This is a genomic window from Arthrobacter sp. 2YAF22_2 (assembly GCF_052114645.1).
Lineage (GTDB): Bacteria > Actinomycetota > Actinomycetes > Actinomycetales > Micrococcaceae > Arthrobacter.
The window spans coordinates 1-4,310 of record NZ_JBFRFD010000323.1 but is presented as its reverse complement, the minus strand read 5'-3'; the positions used below and the strand labels follow the sequence as shown (position 1 = coordinate 4,310).

The 4,310-nt window shown below is 67.7% G+C and carries 4 protein-coding genes; all 4 read right to left on the bottom strand.

The window, feature by feature from the left end; all coding sequences use genetic code 11:
- Positions 1-547 (bottom strand): PadR family transcriptional regulator (locus AB4Y86_RS13200; RefSeq protein ID WP_441402673.1); only part of this gene is annotated, 547 nt, incomplete at its 3' end.
- On the bottom strand, positions 547-1,374 hold the full coding sequence (locus tag AB4Y86_RS13195) for a DUF4097 family beta strand repeat-containing protein (RefSeq protein ID WP_441402672.1): 828 nt from the start codon (positions 1,372-1,374) through the stop codon (positions 547-549). The genes AB4Y86_RS13200 and AB4Y86_RS13195, both read right to left, overlap by 1 nt.
- 127 nt (positions 1,375-1,501) lie before the next feature.
- Positions 1,502-2,101 (bottom strand): GDSL-type esterase/lipase family protein, encoded by a 600-nt coding sequence (locus AB4Y86_RS13190; protein ID WP_441402671.1) that lies wholly within the window; start codon positions 2,099-2,101, stop codon positions 1,502-1,504.
- 118 nt (positions 2,102-2,219) lie between these two features.
- Positions 2,220-4,310: multifunctional oxoglutarate decarboxylase/oxoglutarate dehydrogenase thiamine pyrophosphate-binding subunit/dihydrolipoyllysine-residue succinyltransferase subunit (locus AB4Y86_RS13185; RefSeq protein ID WP_441402670.1), on the bottom strand; the 2,091-nt coding region annotated here is incomplete at its 5' end.

The window sequence follows — 4,310 nt, the reverse complement described above, 5'->3', positions numbered from 1 at the left end:
GCGTGACCGGGGTGACGGGGCCGGCGCCCGCATGCCGGCGGAGCTCGACGCGGATGTCGTCCCGAAAGGACTGCACCAGCATCTCCGCCTCCCGCAGCCTGCGGTCGCTGTCCTTGGAGTAATGGGATCCAGCCGGGGTGGCGGCGTTCTTGGCGGTGGTCCGGGCGGCCTCGGCCGTCGCGGCCAGGTCCGCGCGCAACCCTTGCATGTTCACCCGGATGTCCTGCCGCAGCTTGTCGGCGAGCCGGCGGACCGAGGCGGAAATGTCGTTCTCGACGCCGGCCAGTTCCTCCCGCCGACCGTTGAGCTCCACCAGGCCCGCAGCTGTAATGCTGTAGTTGGTCCGCCGGCCCTCCGTGCGGGTTGCCACGAGGCCCTCTTCCTCCAGCTTGGCCAGCCGCGGGTAGATGGTGCCGGCGCTGGGGGAGTAGGTGCCGCCGAAGCGCTCGCTAAGGGCCTTGATCAGCTCGTACCCGTGTTTGGGGCCGGTCTCCAGCAGGGCCAGCAGGTACAGCCGCAAGGCGCCGTGGGCAAAGACCGGCGACATCACTGCCCCGCTTCGGTGTCTGCGGTCGGCCCGCCGTGGAAGATCGAGGTTTTTCCGGAGACCGAGTTGGTGCGCACCAGCATCAGCTTGGCGTCGGGTCCGGCGATGGTCTGTACAGTCCCGCCGGGCTGGGCGTACTTCTGGTCGTCGATCACCACCGCGCCGCTGGCCGACTTCGCGATGATGTCCACGCCGACGTCGTGCGGCACCCGGATGGTGACGTCGCCGGAGACCGAGTTGGCGCCGAAATCCCGGGTGAAGCCGTGCAGGTCAAAACTCAAGTCGCCGCTGACGGTGTTGGCCCGGACGTTGCTGAAGTCGCCGGACGCCGTGACCTCCCCGGAGACACTTTTGGCCGTCAGCACGCCGTGGTGGTTGCGGGCGATTACCTCGCCGCTGACGGTACTCACCGCAAGTTCGCCGGCGGTGCCGTCCGCCAGCACCGAACCGGAGACGGTGTTCAACCGGGTGTGGCCGGTGACGCCGGAGACCATGCCGTCACCGCTGACGCTGCCGGTCTCGACGTCGACGCCGGCCGGCAGCCCGATGCTGATGACCACGGAGTTGGCCGAGTTGTTGCTGACCGTGCCCATGAGGTTCTTGAACCAGCCCTGCGGGCCGTGCAACTGGTGCCGCACCTCAAGCCGGCCGTCGGTGAAGCTGACCGCCAGCGGGTCTCCTTCGATCTCGGAGACCTCGATACGGGCCACGTCCTCGTCATGGGTGACAATGTCGAAGCGGCCGCGGACAATGCCGAGCTTCAGCGAGCGGACGCCGTCGACGTCGATGGTCTGGGGACCGGTGACGGTCCACGCGTTCTGTTCCATGGTTCCTCCGGATGCGGACGATGCGATCCCGCCGGCGGCCTGCCTGCGATATATCGCGACTATGGAAACACGATATATCGCGCCCATGAAACAGTCAAGATATATCGCGAACCCGTCCCGGCGGTGCTTATGCCGGGGCGTCCATCCCGAGCCACTGGAACCAGCCGCGGTGCAGCACCAGCCATGCCATCAGGCCGTAGCCGGCTTGGCCGGGCGTGCCGCCGTTGGCCGCGAGGTCCTGGCGCCACTGTTCGTGGTTCAGCAGCGGCGAGAAGGTGTCCACGTACAGGTGCTTGCGGCGCGTGGTGACATCGGCGAAGGCCGTGTTGAGCTCGCCCAGCCGCCGGTTCTGGATTGGATCCAGCGTCGGCGGGGGCCCGACCACGAAGACCTCGATCCTGTTCTGGGATGCCGAGTCCAGGATGTTGGCCAGGTTGAGCCGGCTGCGCGCCGTGGAGAGCCCGAATTCGATGTCGCGTCCGGACAGGCCGATCACCAGTCGGTTCTCGTGCTGCGGCGCGAAACGCCGCCCCGCTTCCCCGAGCCAGCGTTCGGCGAGGCCCTCGGTGCCTTCCTGCGGGCAAGGCAGCGAGTAGCTTTCCAGGGTCAGGCCGTCCTGCGGCGTGCGGGCCAGCACCCGCCCCAGCCAGCCCAGCGCCCGGGGGTCGCCCAGGCCGGCCAACAGCTCATCTCCAACGGCTGCGATCCGCAGCTTCCGATCTTCCACGAGTACCTCTTCATTCCCAATGCCGGTTCTGTGCCGTGCTCCCGGACTCGGCCGCTGACTTAAACAAAGCTGCCCGGCCGGAGTCGTGATGTTCGACGTCCGGCCGGGCAGCCTGGCGCTACTTACGTGCGAATGCCTGTTTGAGCAGGGTATCCTGCTCGGCGGCATGGCGCTTCATCGACCCGGCCGCGGTGGCCGCCGAAGCCGGCCGGGACACGAGGCGCACCCGGCGGTCCAGCGCATCCGGCAGGTTCAGGCCGATGAACGGCCACGGACCCTGGTTGGCCGGCTCGTCCTGCGCCCAGACCACTTCGGCGTTGGGGTACTTGGCCAGCTCGGCGGCGATCTCGGCGGCGGGCAGCGGGTAGAGCTGCTCGACCCGGACGAGCGCCGTCGTCGTGTCGCCGGTCTTCTGCCGGGTGGACAGCAGATCGTAGTACAGCCGTCCGGAGACCAGCAGCACGCGTTCGACGGCGCCGGCATCGAGCTGCTCGTGCTCGGGGATCACCGGCCGGAAGGTGCCCGTGGTGAAGTCCTCCACCGAGGATGCCGCGGCCTTCAGACGCAGGAGCTGCTTCGGCGTGAAGATGATCAGYGGCTTGCGCGGCCTGCTGTACGCCTGGCGGCGGAGCAGGTGGAAGTGCGAGGCCGGCGTCGTGGGGTTGGCCACGATCATGTTCTCCTCGGCGCACATCTGCAGGAAGCGCTCGATCCGTGCGGAGGAGTGGTCCGGGCCCTGGCCCTCGTAGCCGTGCGGCAGCATCAGTACCAGCGAGGAGCGCTGGCCCCATTTCTGCTCGGCGGAGGAGATGAACTCGTCGATGATGGTCTGCGCGCCGTTGACGAAGTCACCGAACTGCGCCTCCCACAGCACCAGGGCGTCCGGGCGTTCGACCGAATAGCCGTACTCGAAGCCCATGGCCGCGTATTCGGACAGGAGCGAGTCGTAGATCCACAGCTTGGCCTGGTCATCCGAGAGGTTGGCCAGCGGCGTCCACTCGTCACCGTTGGCGCGGTCGTGGAAGACGGCGTGGCGCTGCACGAACGTGCCGCGGCGCGAGTCCTGGCCGGCGAGCCGGACCGGGACGCCTTCCATGGTGAGCGAACCGAAGGCCGCAAGCTCGCCGAAGCCCCAGTCGATGCCGCCTTCGCGGGACATCAGCTCACGCTTCTCGAGCAGCTGCTTGAGCTTGGCGTGCACCGTGAAGCCCTCGGGGAACTCAAGGTGTGCCTTGCCGATCCTGGCCAGCACCTCGGCGGAGACCGCGGTGGATTCCGGGACGCGTACGCCCGAGTCGGACTGCTGGGCAGAAGGGCGCTCAAGATCGGAGACCGCGGCGGAATCGGCGGTGATGATCGGGATCGGCGACGTCTGCGCGGCGTGGGTTTCGGCGAAGACGCGCTCGAGGCGTTCCTGGTAATCGCGGAGCAGCTGCTCGGCTTCTTCCTCGGTGATGTCCCCGCGGCCGATCAGCGACTCCGTGTAGAGCTTGCGGACCGAACGCTTGGCTTCGATCAGGTTGTACATCAGCGGCTGGGTCATCGACGGGTCATCGCCCTCGTTGTGGCCGCGGCGGCGGTAGCAGACCATGTCGATGACGACGTCCTTGTGGAAGCGCTGCCGGAACTCGTAGGCGAGCTGGCCGATGCGGACCACGGCCTCCGGGTCATCGCCGTTCACATGGAACACCGGCGCCTGGATCATCTTGGCGACGTCCGTGGAGTAGGTGGAGGAACGCGAGGAGGACGGTGCGGTGGTGAACCCGACCTGGTTGTTGACGACAACGTGGATGGTGCCGCCGGTGCGGTAACCGCGCAGCTGCGAGAGGTTCAGGGTTTCCGCGACGACGCCCTGGCCGGCGAAGGCAGCATCGCCGTGCACCATGATCGGCAGCACGGGGAAGGCCTCACCCTGGTCCAGGCGGTCCTGCTTGGCCCGGACGATGCCTTCGAGGACGGAGTCGACGGCTTCCAGGTGCGAGGGGTTGGCGGCGAGGTAGACCTTGGTCTCCTTGCCGCTGTCCGAGGTGAAGGTGCCCTCGGTGCCGAGGTGGTACTTCACGTCGCCCGAGCCCTGGACGGAGCGCGGGTCCTGGGTGCCCTCGAATTCGCGGAAGACCTGCGCATAGGTCTTGCCGGCGATGTTGGTGAGGACGTTGAGCCGGCCGCGGTGGGCCATGCCGATGGCGACTTCGTCGAGCCCGTCGTC